The sequence below is a fragment of the Acaryochloris sp. IP29b_bin.137 genome (assembly GCF_028285745.1).
Taxonomy (GTDB): domain Bacteria; phylum Cyanobacteriota; class Cyanobacteriia; order Thermosynechococcales; family Thermosynechococcaceae; genus Acaryochloris.
The window spans coordinates 1-2473 of record NZ_JANQOP010000193.1 but is presented as its reverse complement, the minus strand read 5'-3'; the positions used below and the strand labels follow the sequence as shown (position 1 = coordinate 2473).

The 2473-nt window shown below is 48.3% G+C and carries 2 protein-coding genes; both read left to right on the top strand.

The features are described from left to right. Positions 1-129: GTP-binding protein (locus tag Q0991_RS13960; RefSeq protein ID WP_299489350.1), on the top strand; the 129-nt coding region annotated here is incomplete at its 5' end. Positions 130-521: 392 nt separating this feature from the next. After that, entirely contained in the window at positions 522-2381 is a 1860-nt protein-coding gene (locus tag Q0991_RS13955; protein WP_366524957.1) for a fatty acyl-AMP ligase, read from the top strand. Positions 2382-2473 lie beyond the last annotated feature (92 nt).

Sequence of the window (2473 nt, the reverse complement as noted above, 5' to 3'; positions counted from 1 at the left end):
GGAGTGGGGCAGCGCTTTGACCAATTTTATGATCGGCTATGGCAAACCAGCGAACCCCGTCTGACTCAACTGGTGTTTATCGGCCAAGGACTTGACTTTCATTATATTTCTAAAGCGATTTCTGCTTGATGCTCCTGACTTGGCATTCCTCTTGCCACATATGCTGCTGTTGATTACCTATCGAAGAGGATTTTCCCATGACCCTTACAACTCCTTCCCTAACGATGTGTAGGTGGGACAAGATAAATGTTTCGAACTGTTCTAGGAGCACTTAGGTTGGAAATCATTGATTAGATTGGGTTTGGGACATCTGCTCTCCTAAATAAACGTCAAACTAAAAGACTGGAGTCATTTTAATTGATGTCGATGAAATACTTTGCAAGGTATGGGTTTCAGGACATTTCAACCATGAAATAAAACCCGAAATCAGTTGATTGATAGGCAGTAAGTTGCAGCTTTGGTTGTTTTGGGCCTATAAGGGCTGTTCAAATCGAGAACTAATTTATAATCCTTTGCTCAGGATGGAGTACAACGTGGCTAAAACAACAAATTGGGACACTAAGATCGAAGAATCGGATCCACCGAAGGTGGAAAGTTTGGTAGATTTGCTCCGTTATCGAGCTGCTTACCAGCCTGATCGGAGGGGGATTACCTTTCTGGTTGATGGTGAGGAGGAAGCCCTCCATCTCACCTATGTAGAGTTGGATGCCAAGGCCCGTGCGATCGCAGCAGCACTACAGTTAGCCTGCCACCCCGGCGATCGAGCCCTATTGGTCTATCAGCCTGGGTTAGAGTATGTGGCTGCCTTCTTTGGCTGCCTCTATGCAGGCGTTACGGCAGTTCCCATCTATCCCCCCCGCCCGAATCGCTCCTTGATGCGTTTGCAGAGCGTCATCGCGGATTCCCAAGCCATTTTTGCCCTTACCACCTCTCAAATTCTGTCGAAATTAGAGCGACGGCTGATTGATGCTCCAGAATTGAGAGCGCTTAAGTGGCTGGCAACAGATAGCCTCAGCGTCACGCAACCCCGCCAAGCCTGGCAAGAGACTCATCCCCAGGGGCAAGATTTAGCCTTTCTTCAATACACCTCTGGTTCAACCGCAACGCCCAAAGGGGTGATGGTTACTCATCACAATCTTTTAAAGAATTTATCCTTGATTCATCAATGCTTTGAGCATAGTTCCCAGAGCCTAGCGGTGATTTGGCTACCGCCCTACCATGACATGGGTCTAATTGGCGGGATTTTGCAGCCTTTATACGGGGGATTTCCCATGGTTCTGATGTCCCCCTTTATGTTTTTTCAGAGTCCCATTCGCTGGCTCCAAGCCATATCCCGCTATCAAGGAACCACCAGCGGCGGACCCAATTTCGCCTATGATTTATGCTTGCGAAAAATAAAGCCGGAACAGCTCCAAGGATTGGATCTGAGTTCCTGGCGGGTGGCCTTTAATGGAGCAGAACCCATCAGTGCCCAGACCCTTGAAGACTTTGCCACTAAATTTGCTCCTTATGGATTTCGGTCAGAAGCCTTTTTTCCTTGTTATGGTCTTGCCGAAGCCACTTTAATCGTGGCCGGGGGCCAACCGGATGCCCAACCTGCCCTCAAAACGGTCCAAGGGGCTGCCTTAGAACAGCATCAAGTGGTCTCGGCCCAGGCCAATGATGTCGATGCCCGCACCCTAGTGGGCTGCGGAACTTCACTTCAAGACCAAGAAATCGTGATCGCTAACCCTGAAACTCTGCAGCAATGCTCGTCAGAAGAAGTCGGCGAGATTTGGGTGTCTGGGGAAAGTATTGCTCAAGGGTATTGGGGACAATCAGATGTATCTGGGGAAACCTTTCAGGCCCATTTGGCAGATACAGGCGCAGGCCCCTTTTTAAGAACAGGGGACTATGGCTTTTTGGTCGGCTCTGAACTTTATGTCACCGGCCGCCTCAAGGACGTGATTATTGTCAATGGCCGTAATCATTATCCCCAGGATATTGAGTGGACCGTGGTTCAAAGCTATCCCGGTATTCGCCCCAATTGTGCCGCTGCATTTTCGATTACTGAAACGGGGGAAGAGCGGCTAATAGTGGTGGCAGAACTGGAAAGAAACTATATCAATCGCTATCGGAAAAACGGTAAGAAGCCATCCTCTCAGCCTCCTCAGCTCAATGATTTTGTCTCGCCCACATCCTTAACTGCTGATTCAGAACCTACTACCGTCGAAAAAGATATACTCACTCAAATTCGTCGGTCGGTTGCCAAAGAGCATGATTTGCACATCCATGCCCTTTGGCTGCTCAAGCCCGGTAGTATCCCCAAAACTTCTAGTGGTAAGATTCAGCGATTTACCTGTAGATCCAAATTTTTAGAGGGAGACCTAGACAGCGTATAAAATGTCAACCTAACTTGGCGGGTGGCGTCAACCAAGTTGGCGGGTTGTCATCAAATTTCAATCTGAGAATACAGTGATTCTTCCACTTATTA

Coding starts and splice junctions, on each gene's coding strand:
- Q0991_RS13955 (WP_366524957.1), top strand. CDS start 522: ATGGAGTACAACGTGGCTAAAACAACAAATTGGGACACTAAGATCGAA.